The organism is Trinickia symbiotica (assembly GCF_003028655.1).
In the GTDB taxonomy this organism is placed as follows: Bacteria; Pseudomonadota; Gammaproteobacteria; order Burkholderiales; family Burkholderiaceae; genus Trinickia; species Trinickia symbiotica_A.
Map to the genome: position 1 here is coordinate 127,018 of NZ_PYUC01000016.1, position 18,976 is coordinate 145,993.

At 60.9% G+C, this 18,976-nt stretch carries 15 protein-coding genes and 2 pseudogenes; 9 read left to right on the top strand and 8 right to left on the bottom strand.

Annotated elements, in window-relative coordinates:
• Positions 1-2 precede the first annotated feature (2 nt).
• Entirely contained in the window at positions 3-701 is a 699-nt protein-coding gene (locus tag C9I57_RS26630) for a DUF4400 domain-containing protein (RefSeq protein WP_107153574.1), read from the top strand.
• A 227-nt stretch (positions 702-928) separates the two neighbouring features.
• On the opposite strand, the gene C9I57_RS26635 is transcribed toward C9I57_RS26630, so the two are convergent.
• Entirely contained in the window at positions 929-1,321 is a 393-nt protein-coding gene (locus C9I57_RS26635) for a hypothetical protein (RefSeq protein WP_146166270.1), read from the bottom strand.
• 576 nt (positions 1,322-1,897) lie between these two features.
• Positions 1,898-2,578 carry a hypothetical protein gene (locus C9I57_RS33385; protein WP_258187830.1) on the bottom strand — a complete coding sequence of 227 codons (681 nt, stop codon included), beginning with the start codon at positions 2,576-2,578 and terminating at the stop codon, positions 1,898-1,900.
• A gap of 689 nt (positions 2,579-3,267) precedes the next feature.
• On the opposite strand from C9I57_RS33385, the gene C9I57_RS26645 reads away from it, so the two are divergent.
• Genes C9I57_RS26645 through C9I57_RS26655 form a run of 3 tightly spaced genes read left to right on the top strand, consistent with a single transcriptional unit; the run spans position 3,268 to position 4,267 of the window.
• A complete protein-coding gene (locus tag C9I57_RS26645; RefSeq protein ID WP_146166271.1) occupies positions 3,268-3,639 on the top strand; it encodes a hypothetical protein in 372 nt (123 codons plus the stop codon).
• On the top strand, positions 3,639-3,851 hold the full coding sequence (locus C9I57_RS33700; RefSeq protein ID WP_369008110.1) for an ATP-binding protein: 213 nt from the start codon (positions 3,639-3,641) through the stop codon (positions 3,849-3,851). Before C9I57_RS26645 ends, C9I57_RS33700 begins: the two co-directional genes overlap by 1 nt.
• On the top strand, positions 3,848-4,267 hold the full coding sequence (locus C9I57_RS26655) for a hypothetical protein (RefSeq protein WP_107153578.1): 420 nt from the start codon (positions 3,848-3,850) through the stop codon (positions 4,265-4,267). The genes C9I57_RS33700 and C9I57_RS26655 overlap by 4 nt, the downstream gene beginning before the upstream one ends.
• 187 nt (positions 4,268-4,454) lie before the next feature.
• Here the strand turns inward: C9I57_RS26655 and C9I57_RS26660 are convergent, their stop codons facing one another.
• Complete coding sequence (locus C9I57_RS26660) at positions 4,455-5,129, bottom strand: diguanylate cyclase (protein WP_440130249.1); 675 nt, start codon at positions 5,127-5,129, stop codon at positions 4,455-4,457.
• 70 nt (positions 5,130-5,199) lie between these two features.
• Here C9I57_RS26660 and C9I57_RS33390 point away from each other — a divergent pair.
• A pseudogene (locus tag C9I57_RS33390) lies at positions 5,200-5,595 on the top strand (transposase); the annotation flags it as partial.
• Between the two features lie 934 nt (positions 5,596-6,529).
• On the opposite strand, the gene C9I57_RS26675 reads toward C9I57_RS33390, so the two are convergent.
• A complete protein-coding gene (locus C9I57_RS26675; RefSeq protein WP_107153581.1) occupies positions 6,530-7,666 on the bottom strand; it encodes a sensor histidine kinase in 1,137 nt (378 codons plus the stop codon).
• Positions 7,667-8,274: 608 nt separating this feature from the next.
• Here C9I57_RS26675 and C9I57_RS26685 point away from each other — a divergent pair.
• Together C9I57_RS26685 and C9I57_RS32540 are read left to right on the top strand one after the other, a co-directional pair.
• Positions 8,275-8,868, top strand: a complete 594-nt coding sequence (locus tag C9I57_RS26685) for a hypothetical protein (protein WP_107153583.1) — start codon at positions 8,275-8,277, stop codon at positions 8,866-8,868.
• An 86-nt stretch (positions 8,869-8,954) separates the two neighbouring features.
• The gene (locus tag C9I57_RS32540) at positions 8,955-9,566 is read left to right on the top strand and encodes a hypothetical protein (protein WP_146166272.1); all 612 of its coding nucleotides are present in this window, start codon (positions 8,955-8,957) and stop codon (positions 9,564-9,566) included.
• Between the two features lie 549 nt (positions 9,567-10,115).
• Here the strand turns inward: C9I57_RS32540 and C9I57_RS26695 are convergent.
• Positions 10,116-10,719 (bottom strand): annotated as a pseudogene (locus C9I57_RS26695) (integrase core domain-containing protein); the annotation flags it as partial.
• A 315-nt stretch (positions 10,720-11,034) separates the two neighbouring features.
• Between C9I57_RS26695 and C9I57_RS32865 the strand changes: the two are divergent.
• Together C9I57_RS32865 and C9I57_RS26700 are read left to right on the top strand one after the other, a co-directional pair.
• Positions 11,035-11,187 carry a hypothetical protein gene (locus C9I57_RS32865; RefSeq protein WP_181321959.1) on the top strand — a complete coding sequence of 51 codons (153 nt, stop codon included), beginning with the start codon at positions 11,035-11,037 and terminating at the stop codon, positions 11,185-11,187.
• A 541-nt stretch (positions 11,188-11,728) separates the two neighbouring features.
• Positions 11,729-12,478: a response regulator gene (locus C9I57_RS26700; RefSeq protein WP_107153585.1), complete on the top strand. Its 750-nt coding sequence runs from the start codon at positions 11,729-11,731 to the stop codon at positions 12,476-12,478.
• Positions 12,479-14,355: 1,877 nt separating this feature from the next.
• Here the strand turns inward: C9I57_RS26700 and C9I57_RS26710 are convergent.
• The 3 genes from C9I57_RS26710 to C9I57_RS26720 all read right to left on the bottom strand — a co-directional run bounded on the left by C9I57_RS26710 (position 14,356) and on the right by C9I57_RS26720 (position 18,128).
• Positions 14,356-15,468 (bottom strand): TadG family pilus assembly protein, encoded by a 1,113-nt coding sequence (locus tag C9I57_RS26710; protein WP_181321960.1) that lies wholly within the window; start codon positions 15,466-15,468, stop codon positions 14,356-14,358.
• 107 nt (positions 15,469-15,575) lie between these two features.
• Entirely contained in the window at positions 15,576-16,031 is a 456-nt protein-coding gene (locus C9I57_RS26715) for a TadE/TadG family type IV pilus assembly protein (protein ID WP_107153588.1), read from the bottom strand.
• A 594-nt stretch (positions 16,032-16,625) separates the two neighbouring features.
• Positions 16,626-18,128: a sensor domain-containing diguanylate cyclase gene (locus tag C9I57_RS26720; protein WP_107153589.1), complete on the bottom strand. Its 1,503-nt coding sequence runs from the start codon at positions 18,126-18,128 to the stop codon at positions 16,626-16,628.
• Between the last annotated feature and the right edge of the window lie 848 nt (positions 18,129-18,976).

Genomic DNA, 18,976 nt, shown 5'->3' on the forward strand with positions numbered 1-18,976 from the left:
GCATGGGACAGACACAGCGGGACAGCAATGCAGACGGCGTGAAGTCGTTCTTCTGGATGCTCGACTTGGCTCTTCACTTGACGCTTTGGGGCATCGCGGTGACGTTTCTCGCGGTCCTTGCCGACCTTGCGGCGGCCTGCACGTCATGGCGTGCCGATCCCGTCGGCGGCATGGAAGCGCTAGTGCGTTACTACGTTGCCCAAACGACCGATCCCGAGCTCGTGCGCTGGGCAGCCGACGGGCTGTATTGGTCTTGGTTTGGATGGACGCGCATCGATGCGTCCGCGCGGGCGTACGTTGCTGGGGCGCAGCCGGAACGTGGATTCGGGGGCGCGCTTGCACGCCTGATGTTTGGCGACGGTCGCACGTTGATGATTGTCGCGATGTACGGCGTGAAGCTGGTCGGCATCCGCGCAGCGATGCTTGCGATGACGCTGCCGCAGTTCGTCCTGGCGGTGCTCGTTGCCGTCACCGACGGGCTGGTTGCGCGCTACGTGCGCAGGAAGCGTGGAGGCCACGAATCGGCAACACGTTATCACCATGCGAGGCGCCTGCTCCTATTTGGTTTGATCCCCCTTGTGGCGACCGTCTGGATCGTCGTGCCGATGCGCATGCCGATCGAAGTGCTTTTCTGGCCGGTTTCGCTCGCAGTGCTCATCGCGCTTCGGACGATGGCGAAGTTCTACAAAAAATATGTGTAGCCTCAGGCGGCAGCACCAATGGTGGCTGAGGGACTTCGCGATGTACTTCCGAATTCGGCCTTGCGATCGTTCGGCATGCCCTTGACATGTGCGCTAGTTGTCTCCTGACTAGGACGTTCACCGCTGAGTAACCGCGGGTGGCCGTTGCGACAAACTCGTTCCCCGGACTAGCAGGCTGTTGAAATAGCTCCGGCCACGCGAGGGTGCTAGATTGAATTTTGTCGTAGTCAATCCCCGGCCGAGCCGGGGACGCTCCGCCTAAGAGGGCGGCCAAGCGCCATGGTGATGTATATGATCGCAATCGTGGCGTATGAGCAGCCGAGATAAAGGTACAACAGCTGGGCCTGCATTGGCTTTCCTTTCTTCAAGGTTTTTAGTAGGTGCGGCGCGCCGCTTCCCCCGAAGGAAGGCGGCCCGCTTTTTTTGAGTTCGCGCGCTGCCGACTCGCATCGCAACGCTAGCCGAGAACCATCGCCCTCCAATTCATCACCGTCGACCTCGGCGGTCGCCTGCCGTCGCACCACGTCCCGCTGTGGCTTGACGTATTGCTCGATGCCCTCGAGACGCCGCGCGGCCAGCTCGTGAATCGCGCAGTGAATGTCGTCGCGCAATTCCACCATCCGCGCCTGCGCGAGCACCGCACGGGGCGCTGCCGAGCTCGCGACGCGGGCGCGCCGCCCCGTTCTCGAGCACGCGCAAGCGCCGGCGCGCGTCGTCGAGCGAGGCCTATGCGAGCCCGAGCGCTAAGGCCTGTTCCGCCGCGGGTACCGACATGGGCGATGCGACGCACGGGGCGCGTTGGCGGAGCAACTGCTTGAGCACGGTGAATAGCGATGCCAAGATATCTGCATCGGCTCGAGCGCGCGGCGCAATGTCGCAATTCGAGCGCGCCAGCCTTTTGATCTGGTTCGTCTTCGGCCCTCGCGGCCGCGCATGCCGAGGCCTGCGCGCGGTAAATCGCTTTTTGAATTGTCGTGTTGCTTGGCTGGCCTTTAACGGCGACGGCCGCCCCGCATGTCCAGTAACCGGACGTAGCTGCTACGCCGCAAATGCGACCGGTGATGGTCTGCACTTCGTCGATGAGTGCGTCCAGAAAGTGAGCGTTGTCGTCGGGAAACTGACGATGATGCTACTCGATGCCACTCATGTGAGTAGCAACTCGCGATCATCCAAGCGGATACGAAGATGCGCGACGCTTACTCCTTGGGCCCGAACAGCGCGCGAACGTGTTGCGCGGCGAGCTCGGCCTGTAGTGCGGTCCACTTGCGTAGGAGCGTCGCGTCCCCAGTCAGGAAGAGTGGCTGCTCGATCCAACCGGTCGCCTGGCCGTCCGGTGCACGCCTCTCGAACACGCGCAAGTCGACGTCGTCGCTGGCGCCGGCGCGCACGAGATCCATATATGCGTCGATATGGCCGAGAACGATCGATTCGTGCGGCTCGTCAGCGATCCACGACAGGTGGCGCTTCAGCCGCGCGCGCGCATCATCGATGGAGGCGGCAAGCACGAACACCGCCACATCACTGGCACCGCGTGGCCAGAATGCCCGATATAGACGCGCACGACAATCAACCGAGAGCTGCAGAGGCGCGCCCTCGACAACGGGGGCATAGTGGGCTGCTAGCGCCCGCACTTGGCCTGCAAGCACCCCGGCGCGCCGCCGCCCGCGCGCATCGAGTTCGAGCGTGCCGCCCGTCGCAACCGCTTTAAGACCCAACGCGGCGTCCTGCAAATCGCGATCGAGCTGACCGCGTTGCATGAGTGTATCGAGCGCGAGTGCGCCGGCTAGCAGTCGCTCGCGCACTGGCTGGCGCCCGGCCGCGAGCTCCTCGAGCGCATACGCCGCCTCGAGCAAGTCTTCGTAGAGCGATGACGACATCGGCAATCCCTCAGAAAGACGCGGCCTGCGCCGCGGCGGACGGCGGTGGGGCGATGACGAAGCATGATGTGCTGTCCAAATCTTGGGAGACGCCCGGTGGCCGGCCGGCGGGAATCGGCGCTGCGGAGTCCTCCGCAAGGACGAACGATTCCGCGCACGCCGCGCGAGCCGCGGGCGGGCGCTGTGCACTACCGGTCGTCGGGATCCTACCACCACCGAGGTATTGTTTCGATAAACGCACCTTCAATTTACACTAGTCACTATTACCGCCATAATCTTTAGCAGTTCCGTCCTCGCTTCGTCGCGATCGGGCTGCGCGCCGCGTCAGGGCAAACCCGACTAAAAAGGACCTATCATGCCCGTCACCGTCGCCCGCGACTTGGCTGGCGTGCGCCTCGAAGGCACGCACTACGCGCTCCGCCTGCACCCCTTTACCGCCCCCATCACACTCGCGGCGGCGGCCGTCAACGTACCGACGGTGTGCATCAGCGTCCTCGCGCTGCCCGCCCTCACCGGTTCCGACCGCGAGTGCGCCTCGAAGCCGAAGGTCGCGGGGCGCTTCCCTTCGCGCTGGCCGAGATCGCCGTCGCCGAACTGCCCCCGACACCTACGAGCTGCACTGCTGGCGCGTGCCCTATGCGCGCGCGCCGAGCTATCGCGAGGGCTTTACGCTCGTGCTCGAGGACGGAATGGCCGAGCAGTTGAACTCCTACCTGCCGCGCCTCGAGCACGTGAGCATGCACACCTGGCACGTGGCCGAGGCGGTGCAAAGCGTGCTGCTGCGCGCGCCTCATTCCCACGAGTGCGCCGCGATCGCCGAAGTGGTGGCCAACGCCGTGCTCGACGGCCGCACGCCCGGCCAGGCGATGGCGTTCGCCATGAATTATTCGGGCGGCAGGGCGTTTTCCGAAGTAGACGGAGATGATGCGCACTATGCCGAGCTCGGCGCCGAGCTGCGCATGCCCGCCGTTACGGTGCTGCTGGCCGGCGCGCGCGAGGCGGCCACACGATCCCGCGCGCCCAGCTCGAGGACATCGACGAGGCCGCGATCCAACAGCTGATTGACGACGAATTCCGTGAAAGTCACACACTCGATTTCAAGGACCGGCTCGACCTTTCCAAGGATGGGAAACAGGCGCTGGCCGAGGACGTGTGCGCGTTCGCCAATACGGTCGGCGGCGACTTGGTGTTCGGCCATTCCGCTCCCGACGGTGTCGCCGGTGAGATCGGCATCGACCACACCCGGACGAATTTTGAGGAGCGCGCGCGATGAGCTCAGCGACAGTCTCGACCCTCCCGCCTGGTCACGAAACCTTGGCCGCCGCACTCGTGAGCGGCCTGGCCGCGGCCCGCCGTGCGCGCCCGGCGCAGCACGTGCGGATCCCCGCGGCGCCGAAGCCGAGTTCCCACGACGCGGTCGACGCGTGGACCGCCACCCATGCCGGTGCGCTGGCAGTGCGCGGCTGGTTATGCGTGAGTCAGGCGGGCGACACCGTTCGGTTTGCGGCCCACTCGCTCGTGCGCGCCGCCGACGGCAAGCTGCTCGATCCCACGTTCCTACCGACCGATCCCGTGCTGCCATTCGTGCCGCATCCGCGCCAAGTCGGGGGTTTTTTTGCGCATCTGTGCATGCGCGACGCGCCGCACGAGCTGGTGGTCTTAGGCGTGCCGGACGAGGGGCCGCAATGAAGAAGCAGGTGCGCGCTCAGCGTGCGGGCAATCCGCCTCGGCGCCGTTCCGCGGCGCCACTGCGTCGGCCAACCGCGCAGACGCAGGGCACGTAAGCGGGCAGGGTACGCACGCCTCATACGCTCGCCTGCTCGGAATGCAGCGGGCTGCGATTGAGCCTGCGCAGCAAGACTGTTCGCGCGCGAGCTCATCCAAGTATCGCGCCGGCTACGCGATTCCGGCCGATTGCCTTGGCACGGTACAGCGCTTCGTCAGCCGCCTTCACCACGGAGGCGACATCGTTCGCGACCAGCCCCTGCCAGCTCGCGGCACCGATGCTGACCGTGAGCCTGCCCTGTTCGCTGCCGGCGTGGTCGATCGCCAACTGGGCGACCGCCGTGCGAAGCGATTCGGCGATCGAAAGGGCGCCCATGCTGTTGGTATCTGGCAGTACGACCACGAATTCCTCGCCGCCGTATCGGGCCGCGAGATCCGCTGGCCGATGCAACTGCTCAGCCAAGCAGCGGCCGACGGCGGCCAGCGCGGCATCGCCGGCCTGGTGGCCATACCGGTCGTTGTAGGCCTTGAAGTGGTCGAGGTCGACAAAGAGCAGCGACAGGGGCCGCTGCGTGCGCACCGCGCGGCGCCACTCCTGCTCGAGCCGCTCGTCCAATGTCCGCCGGTTCGCGAGCCCGGTCAGGCTGTCGGTCCGGGCCAGTGTACGCAGCGCCGATTCAGCTCTGGCTGTCTGGCGCAGCGAGTATGCCAGTAGGATTGACAGGCCAATGAAGGTGCCACAGAAGAGCGCCATGATTGTGCCGACCTTTTCTGCCCGCGCCTTCCACTTCGCGTAGATGTCGATCTCGGCCGGCGCCACTTCCATGATGAGTGGGAGCCCGGACAGGTGCCGGAATGCGTACACGCGACGGATCCCGTCGATTGTCTGCCGCGCAAAGGCCGACGACGACTGCCTGCAGGAATTGCGGTGGATGTATGAGCGCCGCGATCTGCAGGAAGCCCAGCGGGACTTGAGCGCGCGGATCAGCAAGTGGCAAGGTAAATATCCGAAGCTCGTGGACTGGGCGGAAACGAACATCGGCGAGACGCTGACGTTTTACCGACTGCCGCGGGCGCACACAAGCATCTGAAGTCGACCAACATGCTGAACGGCTGAACGAGGAAATCAAACGCCGCACGGCCATCGTGCGGATCTTCCCGAACACCGAGTCCTGCGGCTGATTCGGCCGCTGTGCGCCGAAACCCATGAGACGTGGCTCGAGGACAACCGGTACCTGAACATGACCGTGCTCGCTGAGCAGAAAAAGGAGTTGTTGCGTATGGCGGCTTGATGAGCTTCGAACTTCGGCTACCGCTGCGGACTACGCGCTTCGCGACAGCCACAGCTCGAAGGATCAACCGAAACCACGGCCATGCGAATTTGCACGGCTTGGCGCACACAACTGGCGGCACGGGTTCTTCGAAGTGATGCACGATGCCCGGAATTGCTGTTGGTTTATTGTCTCGACCTGAATCGCCCCGATTTGGTGGAGGCTGAGAGCACCCTGCATACCGTCTCAAAGTCGAGACATCCTGGGCAGTCGCCAGGCGTTACGGACCGCAAATGCGAGCAAGCTGGCCTTCAGCTGCCATAACGATTCCATTGAAAGGCGTCGCACGTAGCCTCGAGGAAACGCCTCCATTGATAAACAAGCGATGTCGCACGCCATCTCAATGTTGCTACATATTTTCCAGGCGGCTCAAGCCGCTGCGGAAATACCGACATTGTTCCTGTCTCCGCTAGACCGCCTCGTGGAGGCTCGCCACAATGGGCATGGTCTCTGCTGATCATGTAGGCAACAACGTGCAACGGTCCCACTTCGATAGGAGGGCTAATGCACGGATTGTTCGATGTCATCTGGGCGCCGGGGACGATCAAAATGAGCATACACGAGCGAGAGTGCGAATTGGCTCACATCGACAGGATGGTCAGTTATCTGGAAGCGCGAGGAGCGGATCTGAAAGGGCAACATGGCACGGTTTTCACGCCCCGGTATTGGCGAGCGCGCGTTGAAGCTTTGTCGAATCCAACCGGGACGCCCGATCGCGTTCTTAAGCTGGCGTCGCAACTTCTCGAACGATTGCGTAAGCTAGACGAAGCCATAGTGAACTCCCGTTTGTAGGAGTTTGACGCGTCTCACCTGATACGACCTTGGCGTGGGAAAATTAGGACGATCGCCGCAGCGACGCGAAGTGCTGCGTATCGCATTCATGATGGGGGTAGCACTAACGCGCCCATAATGCAGAAACGAGCGTGCCGCAGCGTGCATCGGACTCTATGACAAAGTGGCCACCTGCAGACTCGACTCGCTGTTGCATGCCGAGTAGGCCTAGACCATTGTCAGGTCCTGTATCTGCTGTGACCGGCACACTGCCGAAGCCGGCCCCGTCGTCCTTAACCGTAAGCATGATGCCTTCTTCGACGCGGTCCAGGATCACGTGAATCGAGCAGACGGATCCGAGTCTGAGAGCGTTACTCGTTGCCTCATGCGCAATGCGGTATATGTCAGCCTTCAGCGTACCTGGAACGTCATCCTCTCGAACGCGGCAATCGAAGCGAACTCGTATTCGTTCGACTTGCTCCTCGGCGCGCCGACACAGCGATGCGAGTGCGGCAACAAGCCCTAAACGGTCGAGCACAATGGGATGGAGATCACAGCAGATCTGACCGACGTCGCAGATAACTTCGCGCACTCGCACGAGGGCTGCATCGAGCCGCTCGCGGGTTTCGACGAAGCGGCCGCCATGAAGGCCGAGCAAGGCATCCTCGACTGTCAGCTTGACGAACGCGAGCGCCTGACTCAGGCCATCGTGCAACTCAAAGGCAATACGCCGGCGTTCGCGTTCTTGGGCGATCATCAACTCTGTGTAGTGGCGTCGACGCCGACTCTCGTCACGTGATGAGGCGGCGCTCGTCGATGGTCGGGCACGAAGCGGTTCCTCGAACGCCACGAGGATTGCACTCACATCGCCAGTGCTGACAGCGATCGGCTGTTGACGGATGACCACGGCGCACGGCTGTCCATCGTTCCGGTAAAGGCTAGTCCGAAACGAAAGTGACTCGCCTTTTGCGCACGACGACAATCCATTAAGGATTTGTCTTTTTGCGTGGCTGCCGGCCATTGTCATGAGAGGGCGGCCGATCATTTCTTCGTTGGTGTAACCGAACAAGAGTGCAGCGCTCCCGTTTGTGATGACGAAGCACCCATCGAGCGAGAGTATCGCGAGGGCGATGCCACGTGCATCGACGTTCGTGCAGAAGTCGCCGTTCGGCTGCCGCCCCGCGCTGCTGAGCTTGCGCGCTGCATCGATCACGTCACACCACGTGACATTTCGGAGGCCACTCAGTGCGGATGAATTCATCTACCCTCCCCATGCTGTCTGTCCGAATACGCTCCTCGAACGACGCCGTCAAAGCTTACGGCTCGCATGTCACACCGTTTGCCCGTGCGACGCACGCAATGTAAGCCAATTCTAGTCGGCGTTACCCCGGGAGCAATGAGGGAGCTCCTACCAAGCCATGGAGGGAAGCTACCCGTACGAGCGCTTACGTCAATTCGCGCAGGGGAACGAGCGAGCTGATGTTCCATGCGTCGTTGCCCGCGGGCGAAAAGGCTATCGCGAAGCATGCCGCTCATTCGGCTCGGACGAAAGCGAGTCAGCGCACGATGTATCGGTCAAACGCGCCTTTACAGAACTTATGATCGGTTCGTAGCCGAACATACCGCGTGGCGGCACCGACCGTACATTACGCCCACTCAGAGGACGGACGGATCACATTGCTGATGAAGACTGGGCTGCAACGTCTTCATCAGTAGTTAAGTACCGTATTGATGCTCGCTCGGCAGACGACGACAGCAAAGCTACCGTCATATGCCGTGACTGCAATTCGAGAGGATAAGAAGCGCTACGGGGCAAGAGGGGGGTAGCCTCGGAGATTCATATCGCCCCTCATTACTTAGGAGTCCAAAATGAAGCAAAAAATGGTACTGGCTGTTGCGGTACTCGCCCTTTCAACGACTGCGTTCGCAGGCGGCCCGGCGCCGGGCATGAATAGTTCAATAGCTGCCAACGCCAACGGCGGGGTAAGTGGTGCGCTCGGTATCGGCGGCTTTGCCGTGAGCAACGATACATCGTCCACGGTCAACGGCAACTACAGCGCCTCGATGTACGGTCCGGGACAAAGCGCCGGTTCGTTCACAGCCGGCAATCAGAGCTTCGCGAATACCGCGGTGACGTTCGGTACCAACGCGGGCTTCACCAATACGCACTCCATCGCCAACACCAACGCTGGCAACGGAAACAACGGAGTCACGAGCACGTACGGCCAGAACAACTTCACGAATACCGGTTTCTCGATTTCGAGCAACACGGGTTCAGAAGATTTCGGCACGAGCACCTTCAGCGCCAAGGGGGCGGGAGACTCCGATCAGAGCGGATGGGCGGACGCCACGGGGACCTCGACAGCAAATGCAGATGGGTTCGTCGGCGTGGCGGGTGCGGGCTTTGGCAGCTTTGGCTCGTTCGAAGGATCGATGTCGAAGACGGGCTTCGACCGCTGGTAATCAGCGCGAATGCCGCGACCAGAGATAGACGTGATCTGAGCGGTGTCGGGCCCATACGCGGCCCGGCAAAAAATCGGGGAATAAAAATGCAAAAGGCTATTGTGGCTGTCACTGCGATGCTGCTGAGCGGCATTGCGATGGCACAGGCAAACGGAACAATTACGAATGGTACGCAGTCAACAGCGCAGCAAGCGACAAACGTCAATGTGAATATCGGTACCGGCAGCCAAGGCTCAGGACCAGCCGGTGTTGCGAATGCGCAGACGATACCTGCTGAGTCTACCGTGGGATATAGCGGTTCGTACACAGTCAAAAGCGCACCGACGGTGTACGCCCCGTCGCTAACGGCGTCAGTAACAGAGACCTGTTGGGGTTCGGTATCGGCGGCGGTCTCCGTCGTAGGCGTCGGCGCTACGGGCGCCGCGACCATAAAAGACGCCGACTGCAATCGCCGGCTCAATGCAGCGGTCGCATGGCGGATGGACCGCAAGGACATCGCGTTTAACATCATGTGCCAAGACGATTCGTTCCGGGCGGCGGCTGCGCAGACCAACTCTCCTTGTCTCGAGGATAAGCCGAAAGTTGCATCAACCGTGAATAACGAGGCGCAATCCAATCCGAAGCTAGTGCCAGTCGCAGGCTCGCCCGGTATCATGCAGTACCGCCTTGCGGATACGCCGGCTCCGTCATCGCGATAGGCGGTCTCTACAAACTCCCGGCGTGAGCGCTGCTGAATCGGCTCGGGCTCCGCTATCCAATTGAGAGTCGGTCATATCGTGCGGAAGGAAGTACGTCAATGCGCGAATATGGGCAACTGCCACGAGGCGGGGACCCTCGCGACGAGACGCCAGTGCGCAAAGGGTCGCCTGCGCGGGAAAGCGGCATTTAGTTGAAGCGAGTTCCGAAATCGCCGAGAGCCTTGCCGGCGAACGGTCGGCGAACAATTTGCACGCACGCCGTTCTACGCAGTGGGCGAAGAGTGAAGCTTGGCCGCTGATGGGGGCGCGTGAAATTGCGCTCAGTCGTGCGAATTGCCCAACCTCGATTACGGCCGGGCCCGCCAGGGCGGCGGAAACGGATGTAATCACGGATTTCCTTGGCTTGCTTGAGTGTCCGTGCGAGGTCGTCTGGCCACGCTTGCATTCGGCAGTGGCCGCATTGCGGTGCCGCCAGGTAACGGCGGGCGAACGCGATAAGTTGCGTGGCGTGATCCCACGTAGTCTGGGTAGTGTGAGGCTGACCCACAATCAGGGCCGTTCTGAAGTGGAAATTTCCGGCTCTTCGGGGTGGGCCGAATCGGCCCGGAGCTTACACTGGCGGGCGAATTCTGAGGGCGTCATCCACTGCAATGCAGAGTGGGGACGTGCCTCGTTATAGTACTCCCGGCAAGCCTCGATTTTGCGCTTCGCGTCCTTGAGCGGAACCAATGTGCGCGTTCAGGCATTCCTCGCCGAAGCGCCATTGAACGTCTCATTCTTCGCGTTATCGGTTGGCTTGCCAGGGCGCGAGAAGTCGATTTCTAAGCCGTTCTCGTACGCCCAATTGTCCAGTACCTTGGAGATGAACTCGCTGCCATTGTCCGCCTTGATGAAGCGCGGGAGCGGCCGGCCAGCAGCGATGCAATCCAACGCAGCCACGACAGCTCGTTTGGCCATCGATGTGGGTGCGACGCTGCGCGGCGTTGTCGACGATTGTTAGCGTGCGCAAGCGCCGACCGTCAAAGTGTGCGTCAGCGACAAAATCCGTACTCCGGATCTCGTTGATCGCGGTGACGATGTGCTTGTGCTGCCGCAGCCGAGCGGCTTTCTTTCGCCGCGGCCGCTTATGCCGCGATGACAGTCCCTGCTTCCGGTCACACTGGGCGGCTTCGGGAAGCCGAATCCGATCTCAAGACAGCGCAGTCACGAGCACCTACAATCGTTGTCAATGAGCCGAAGTCGGCAGAGGAAAGGGGCCGGCTCGACCCACCGGGTACTCGTCCCCACGTTTGAAGGGAAACCGCCCCCGTTGCTTATGGTTTCGCTCCCCTCTCCAAGCACAGGAAAAAAACGAGCAGTGTGTATGCAACGATTCGCTCATGTCATATGTACTTGTAGTACTTGCGCGCTATCGAAGCAACGCACGTCGAGTCAAAAGCGCGATCGCGCTGCTTTTTTTGGGGGCATCATGAAGACAGCAATCGCCTATGTGCTTATAGCGACCCTCACGTTCCTTGCGGCGTGCGCCTGCTACGCGCCGCTCTATCACGCAGTGGGCGATGTCTTCGCTGCCATCGGCGATGCGTTTCCGCGTTCGTACATTCAACGCTCACATGAATGACATCGCCGTGTACGATCCCGCGCGCGACGAGCGCAGCTTGCAGGGCAACGATGCCTCGTATTCGTTCGCAGCAACCGCTAGTCGGTGTCCAATGCGCCAGTCTTCTGATACGCACGGGTAACGGGAAGAAAGGTCTCGAAGTTGACGTCAATGGCGTCGATGTTGCTTCCTCCCCTTGTAACCGGTGCCCGAGGGCCGCGCTTCGCTCGAAGGGGAGGACAGGGCGGTGGTATGTGTCTCTGTCTTGATACACCTACGCTGCCGGCAATGCCGCAGCGGGCGGCCTCGATAGCCGCGGCGTTAAAAACGATGTAGCGGCGATGAAACGTTCGGCAATAAAAACCGCAGCCCAAACGACACTGTTCCGGTCGAAGTCGCGTCGCCTATTGACTTGGCGCGGTACTTGCTCGCCCCACGCTCACTGAAATCCGAGGCTCGACAGCTTGGCAAAGTTGTGTGTCGACAGCGGGAAAACCAGAATCGATCGGCAACCGGCCTACCAAGAAAGCCGATGAGACCAGGACGAGAAAAGGGGCGGGACGTGAGCGCGAAATATCGTTTGTTGATCGCAGAAGATCATAATTTGCTTCGGTGTGGGCTGCGTTCGATGCTGTCGGCGCTGGGTGACTATGAGGTCGTCGGCGAGGCCAAGGACGGCAAGGAGGCGTGTCAGCAAGCCATCGCGCTCACGCCTGATGTGATTCTGACCGATCTCTCGATGCCTGGGATGAACGGCATTGACGCAGTAGCGACGATCAAGCGACGCTCCCCGCAGATTCGCATCGTCGTCCTGACCGTTCACAAGTCTCAAGAATACGTTCGCGAGGCGTTGCGCGTCGGCGTGGACGGCTATGTCCTGAAGGACGCGTCGTTCGATGAGCTCATGGCTGCACTACGTGCGGTCATGCAGGGCAAGCGCCATTTGAGCGCCGATGTCTACGGTAATCTGGTCCAGTCGTTCGTGAGCCGCGGGGACGCGTCGACCCCCAAGAGCGCCTGGGAGCTCCTGACCGCTCGCGAGCGCAGCGTGCTCAAACTCGTGGCGGAGGGCCGAACGAATCGGCAGGTGGGGCAGTACCTGAATTTGAGTCCGAAGACAATCGAGAAGTACCGCGCGAATCTCATGCACAAGCTCGAAATCAGCAACCTTACGGGGCTCGTCTTAGCGGCGATCGACATGGGTCTCATCGCCACGATGCCGGAACGTCCGATTGGCGTCCACGGTCCGGCTGGCCCGTCTGGCGTGCTCAGCGCGGCGGACGACGGCACGAGCATAGCGGCGTGCGCCTGAACCCCAGCTGGCGAACCATCACTGGGCGAATACCTCACTGCGACGGCGATCAAATTGTGTGTGGTTCCTGCATGTCAGCCGTAAGCGTGGCGGGCACCGTGTTGACTCAGCGGCACACTTGAGCGACTAGGGGCGACAGGTCAGCGGTCAGCGGAGAGATTCCACCGAAGCAACTTGGCGATGCGGTTGACTGGATGTCCAGCACGTGGCCAGCAGCCCTGGACCGGCAAGACCACGTTCGACGCCGGCGCTGTCCGACGATGGGCACGCCGGCACTTCCGGTGGACCCGACAATTTTGCGAGATCGGGATGTACAAGGCCCGCGCAGCAATGGCCGGCAAGTGACTCAGCATGACGAGCGGCAACAAACCCCATAGGATGGACGGCGAAAAAACAGTCACGATCGCACGATTCGTGAGAGATAGGCCAATACCAGACCGTGGGCCTTATAGCGGCAGGTCGAAAACCGCGCGCGCCCGACTGAACAGGGTAGCCGCTGCCGGATGCGTTCCCTCGTGAATGAATACAGACGCGAGCGTGAGTATCAGAAAAGCGGCGAAAGTCCTGCTCGCCGAGAGATAACCGATCACCTATGCAGCCAAGGTCCGAACCTTGGGAACACGTCGGGGACCCCCCTTGGTCACCGGAATGAAAGACGCGATCTGCGCTGCAAGAACAACAGTCAACGCCGTCCGGCGTGACGGAGCGCAGGGAGGATGCTGACCTTCAACTACTCCATAACGGCTCCGCGCCTGCCGCGAAAAGGCGTCGTAAATAGCTTTGGGAAAGCGCCTCAACTAATGGACAAGCGATGTGACACGCCATCTCAATGTTGCAACAGATTTTCCAGGCGGCCCAAGCAGCTGGGGACATCCGGACATCGTTCACGTCTCGCCACACCGCCCCGCTAGCGTCCGTCACGGTGGGCGCTATCTTCGCTAACCATGTGTGCAACAAAGTGCGACGGTTTCCACTTGTAGCAGAGCCAACGCGCAAACTGTTCGACGTCGTCCGGATGCCGAGTTACGACAACAGGCAAGGCGTAAAGCGGTGATCGCTCATAGCTGGCCGTTCTGCTTCACACTATCGAAAAAATGCCGCTCTTACCGGGGGACAAGAGCGGCGACGCCCCCTGAATGTGGACAGGAGGTGAGGGAAGCAATCTAACCCAGTTTTTCTTTTGAGATCGTGGGTGACGCAACATACCGTTAGACTTTGTCATCCAGAGCCCACGATGATCGGCACGGCAAGTACGTCTTCCCGGCAATTGTCCGGCTTCCGACACCTGATCGCGGTTGCTGCCCGGTGTGCCATTCCTGATTCGGCCTTGACATGCCACAATGAAATCGCGGCAGGGACGAACGACCCTCGTATGGTGCTCGTGACGCTGGCCAGCATTTACCTGCCCACAGCGCAGAATCGAGTGTGCCGCCGCGTGCGTCGGAGAGAGCCCTGCGCAGGGCAGGAAGTCTGGCCGCACGCTCCTTTTGGGGCGAGGTTACATGCGACGTACTGTAAGGCGAAATATCAAGGGACAATCAACGACGAGGGTCGTGAAGTCCTGTCTTACCGTCCCCGGCACCGGTTGACGGCGCGGGTCGTGGGCACAATCAAGGCGGGACCGGAGGGTGCTATGTGTAACAGCCTGAATCGAAATGGCCGTTACAGCCTACGGCACGATGCCACGATCATGCACGTACCGTCTTCAAAGAAGACTACTGAATGAATCTCAAAACTGCATCACTTTCGGCACCGCCGGCGCGCAGATCCCCGGGGACATATTCGGCGTGAGCGCAATTCGACACAGCTATGCGGTCACCCAGCGACATCCATTGCTCCCGTCATGCGTCGCAAATCTTAGAACACAAGGGATCGAGCTACTGGACCAAACGAGGAGGAGTAAGCGCACCATAGGCCGGCCCGATCCCGCTGGAACCCATACCCTGACACATATCGGGATTGCTGGCCAGCTCAACCACGATATACTTGCTGGAGCCCTGCCAGTTAGCCGAATCGATTTTCAGGCATGCAAATGCCACCACTGCGGTGCTTGCGCCCGGATTGATGGGCTGTTCGTTGATTACCGGAAACAGTTCATAAGCGCAGCTTTGGTTGCCATCCAGTGCGCTGCAGCTATCTACTGCCTGCAAGTTGGAAGAAACCGTTCCGTTCTCGATGAATATCTGAGAACCAATGCTGACAGCCGGAGACGATTCCGTCTTGTTGACGTAGTCTCTGATCGTGGAAGCGCCCACTTGCCCGCCACTATCCAATGAGGTCCATTGGCCGGTATTACAGCCAGTACCTGAGGAGTCGTGGTAGGTCGAATTGATTTGAAACTTGTAAGGCGTGCCGGGCGTCTGCTGTAAGGTTTGGTCGCCATCCATGTTGAGCGGGCTGGCGCTCGCCGCTAGCGCCGGTCGGTTGGTGCTCGAGTTCCAAAAGCCGAGCATCGCTCTGTACATGCACTGATTGATCGCCACCGGGAAAAGCCCACCCGGGCCGACGTAGCCCGGGCTGGATACCACCGCAACAGCCTCAGCGCTGACAGGTGCAGAGCTCATCCCGACGAAATTTCCAAAAAGGAGACTCACGGGCCCGCTATTTTTACCGCTTGCCCTGTTGACGGTGACTCGGACGGCGGGCAAGTCGCCAGTCCCCGGCGTATACGGCAACGGTTGCAGCCCGCTGGGGGTTCCGGTTAGATTCCAATAGCCATAATCGACGGTCGCGGTGGTCAAAGTGACACCGTCCGACTTATTGAGCGAAATTGCGGATGTCGCTTCCTGAAATGAGGTATTCCAATCCGGCGCTTGAGCGGTCAAATTGCCGCATTCGCTCCGTTGATAGACACATCCAACCCCGGCCAGAGCAGCAGCATCGGCGGCATTCTGCAATTCATTTCGAACGACAAACAAATGTGCGATGTCGATAGCTAGAGCAGCAAAGGCTAACAGTGTCGCCAGCATAAGCGCGACCAGTACGACCACTGCCCCGCCTTGCCTTTTGAGGGCCTTCGCGTGCCCATGGCGCGGACCGAGTCCGGAGTGGCGGTGCCGTGACACGGCGGCGTTTCGGGCACTCATGATCCTTGTCCCTACTCGTTGTTCATGGTTGTTGTCGCGGACATTGCCAGCGGCCCGGTGATCGGACTGATCAGGCTCCCAAGAACGAGGCCAGTGAAGGTGTACGTAACTGTTACGGTAAGTGGATTACCGAAGGTGCCTTGTGCGCCCGATACGCTGACGTTAGCGGCGGGGCATGTCCGAGCGCTGCTTCCGAGCGATATGAGGTAGTTGCTGCAGTAGTTCGTTGCAACCTGCTGGATTTGGGCGGTGGTCGCCTTCGGTGACGCCAACACGATGCCGGCCCTTGCTGCCTCGCGGCTCGCGTTCGTGATCACTACCTTGTCATAGAGCGCCAAGCTAAACTCGATAATTCCGAACATGACCAGCAGGAGCAGCGGCAAAACAATGGCAAACTCCACGAGTGCGGCGCCCGTTTGATTTCGTGACCGCTTCAAGGGGTGACGGCCCAGTCGTCTGATTTTCATGATTCCCCCGAACTCGTTGTTCCGATTAGACCCGCACCAGACTGACGCGGCACCATGTGAATGGCGAATCGCAAAGCTTGAGGTTGTTAAACTCGCCCTCCTGGGTGCACCGACAGAAGCAGGAGCCATGCCATCGACGCCAGACCTGCGCGGGCGAAGACTTAAGCCGAAGAGAATCGAAATTGCCGGGCTCAAGGCCGTCCGATGTGTTTCAGTTTTGCGACGATCGGCTCGCATAAGCCACGATAGGCAGGTCCGCGCGGCCATCTAGCCAGCGGTCGCTTTCTCAGCACCGCTTCGTAAATTAATCCTCGTCAACGGGCGCTTTCGAGGCGCGGAACGCGAGTCGCTTCCTCACCGGCCCGCCCTATCGGAAGGCTAAGCCGGACGGATTCGAGAGGTGCATCAGGCGCTAGCCGCGGCGATACGCAACGGTGATCAAATCACCCTAACACTGCTGCGGAAATTGTTCCAGGCGAGGGTATCAATGCGACAGACCCGGCGTACGCAGGCAGCGTACGCGTCGCCCGCGTTCGCCTGCCCGGAATGCAGCGAGCGATCGAGCCTGCGCAGCCAGAGTGTGAGCGCTCGAGTTCATCCAAGTATCGCACCGGCTACGCGATTCCGGCCGATCGCCTTCGCACGGTACAGGGCTTCGTCGGCCGCCTTCACTACGGAGGCAACATCGTTCGCAACCAGCCCCTGCCAGCTCGCGGCACCGATGCTCACTGTGATTCTGCCCTGTTCACTGCCGGCGTGCTCGATCGCCAGTTGGGCGACCGCCGTGCGAAGAGATTCCGCGATCGAAAGCGCGCCCATGCTATTGGTATCTGGCAGCACGACCACGAATTCCTCGCCACCGTATCGGGCCGCGAAATCCGATGGCCGACGTAGCTGCTCAGCCAAGCACCGGCCGACCGCCGCCAGCGCGGCATCGCCGGCCTGGTGGCCATACCGGTCGTTGTAGGCCTTGAAGCGGTCGAGATCGACAAAGAGCAACGACAGGGGCCGCTGCGTCCGCACCGCGCGGCGCCACTCCTGCTCGAGCCGCTCGTCCAGTGTCCGCCGGTTCGCGAGCCCGGTCAGGCTGTCGGTCCGAGCCAGTATACGAAGCGCCGATTCGGCTCTGGCTTTCTGGCGCAGCGAGTACGCCAGCAGTATTGACAGGCCAACGAAGGTGCCACAGAAGAGCGCCATGATCGCGCCGACCTTTTCGGCGCGCGCCTTCCACTTCGCGTAGATGTCGACCTCGGCCGGTGCTACTTCCATGATGAGCGGAAGCCCCGACAGGTGCCGGAATGCGTACACGCGACGGATCCCGTCGATCGACGCCGTATCGGCAAACGTCCCTTCGCCGCTCGCCATCATCTTTGTGAAGGGTCCAGTGCCGCGCAGATCGCGGCCGATCAGCCGTGCATTGTACGGCGCGCGCATAATGAGCGCCCCATCTGTATGGATGAGGGCCATTGTGCCGTGCGGTCCGAGCGTTAGGCCCGAGAGCAGCTGGTGGAAGTATTCGACATTGACGGTGCCCACGACAATCCCCTGGAACGACCCGTCCGTGTCGGAAATGCGCCGGCTCAGGAACACAACCGTCTGGCCACCCAGCAGCGGCGAGGCGTGCGGCGGGCTCACATAGAGGCCCCAGGCTTGCCGGTCGCGTTGGATCCGGAAGTAGTCTTCGTCCGCGAGATTCGCCGGAGGGGGTGAATTGGAGCGCGAATCCACTACGACACGGCCGCTTGCATCTGTGACGAAGATCGCCCCCAGGTACGGGGCCGTCGCCGAGCGGTCAAACAGGATTTCGCGCCTGAGCTGTGCCGGCGCGGCCATCACGTCGGGCCGGTACATGCCGTCGACCACGGCTTGGAGGGAAAGATCGTAGAGCTCGATGTTGCGCGCGATGTCGCGTTCGATAACGAGCAGCGTGTTGCGGGACGAGTCGGCCGCATGATCCATTGCATCCTGCCGGCCGCCATACAGGATGACGGTGCTGACGAGGAGCAGCGCCAGGGCGAAGACGATACTGCCACCAATTAGGACGCGCGGCGAACTGATGAGGACGAAAAAAGGGTGGTCGCGGTTGCTTACTGGCATCGACAGAGGTGTGGTGGATTGACCGGGTGGGCTAAACAGGCAACACGCGCGTCCGACGCGCCCCTGGCGATGAGAGCCAGCTCGCGAAGCAGATGTTGCATCAGCGCGTCAACGCCGCGCCCGAACGGGCGCATCAGTTCAATCAAGTCCTGTGCAGCGCAGCTCATGTGAGCTCCCTCAGTACTGAGGTCGGGTCAGCGCTGCATTCAGTCACAATTGTGACGAGCGTATGGGTCAGAGCCGTGGCAAATGAAATCGGTCGTAACTTAAAATTGCGTGGTCGCGATGACCACCATGTCAGCCGTTTCCTACTTCGGCCTCCAACTTGTCGGATGAAATCGCGCGCCTATACTGTAATTTGCCTGAAGATATTGCGGTTCGCAACCACGGAAGTTCGCCAAATGGATGAGCGACGAATCAAGAAAGTAGCGGGGCAAATGGCTCGAGCTTGAACGATTGCCATTTCGAATCCCCGAATATCCTTTTGTTTTGTTGTGCGGCGAAACAAAGCAAGGGTTGTCGATACCAGTCATGGAAAAGACGTTCTCTCCAGACACGCCGCCCCCACGCATGCGCAAACTTGGCGCCTGCGGATGCCTGCCTGGGCGGCCGTCGCGGCGTGGGGAAGTTCGCTTCTAGCCATCCTCGTGCTCGTCGCCGTCAAGCTCGACCTCACTGCGCAGTTCTGCCTTTCCTTTTCCGTGCTGGGCGGGATGATCGTGCTGCGTCACACATCCAGCCTCGAGCGCAGCCGCCTCTTCTTCCTGCTGTGTTCGGGTTTCCTGACCTTCCGCTACCTGTACTGGCGCACCACGTCGACGCTCGGCTACAACGGCCTGCCCGACTTC